Genomic DNA, 1,116 nt, shown 5'->3' on the forward strand with positions numbered 1-1,116 from the left:
GATTAAACAAAGATTCTTGTCTAATACTACATTCCAAAATTATGATGATGTTATTGAAAGATCTTGCCAGGCTTGGAATGAAATACTAAGTGAGGATGGTTTTATTAAAAATTTGTGTAGTAGAGAGTGGAGTTTTTTGGTTTAGTTGTTTTTTGAATTTGGTATTAGATGGCTGGAAAAATGGGTGGTTTTGGTTTGTTTGGAGTGGTTTTTAAGGGGCGACTAAATAATAACCATATTCAATTAAAAGTTTTTTAACTTGATTATAATTAGGGACTTTTTTTAATAACAAGAGAAAACTGATTAATGTCAGACTCATCATACCAAGCAGACACCTCATTTTCAGCAAGTCTTTTCCATGGAAATAATTTTCCAGGATCTATTTTTCTAGCAGGAGCAATATCAGAGTGACCTACAATATTGACATCTTTAACCTTGTAGCGCCGCTTCAATTTCTTAACTAAAAATATAACCGCTGAAATTTGTTTATTTGAAAAAGGGTGCAAATTACCATCTTTATTAACAATTTCTATCACAATGGAGGAATTATTTAAATCAGAATCATTGTGCCAATTACTCACACCAGCATGCCAACTACGCTTGGAATCTGGCACTAATTGATAAATCAGATAAGGATATTTGTCGCTTATTTGATTGTTGATTAAATAATGAGAGCTAACTTCCCTATGTTTATCTTTTCCCAACAATTCTTCAAAAGAATTCTGGGTATCAGCAACAGTATAATGAATGATTATTTGCTTTATTCTAGAATTAAAATTAGTTGATTGATAATCCTGATGGATAGAGGGAGTTTCAGAATTTTCCATATTTAAACCAACTAATAACATATAACACAATAAAAAAGTCACCGTAAAAAAATCACAAATTTAAGTGTAAACCGGTATTTCATAATGGAAATCATGCTATTTTTCAAGAGACTTTTGCATGGCTGGCAATACACGGGAATCCTCTGAGGACTAAGTATGTTTTTAACAAGTTTCCAAGTTCTTAGATTCACATCATAAGTGCAACACACAATTAGTCGGTCAAAGGGTATATTAACCACTCTTTAATCCGACAAGAAAAAGGAGTGAAACATGCAAAAATATACGCAAT

The 1,116-nt window shown here is 31.7% G+C and carries 1 protein-coding gene; it reads right to left on the minus strand.

Annotated features, from left to right (window positions below; all coding sequences use genetic code 11):
- Window positions 1–269: 269 nt before the first annotated feature.
- Window positions 270–827 (minus strand): N-acetylmuramoyl-L-alanine amidase, encoded by a 558-nt coding sequence (locus BBROOKSOX_RS11400; RefSeq protein ID WP_180324041.1) that lies wholly within the window; start codon window positions 825–827, stop codon window positions 270–272.
- Window positions 828–1,116 lie beyond the last annotated feature (289 nt).

Source organism: bacterium endosymbiont of Bathymodiolus sp. 5 South (genome assembly GCF_900128535.1).
Lineage (GTDB): Bacteria > Pseudomonadota > Gammaproteobacteria > PS1 > Pseudothioglobaceae > Thiodubiliella.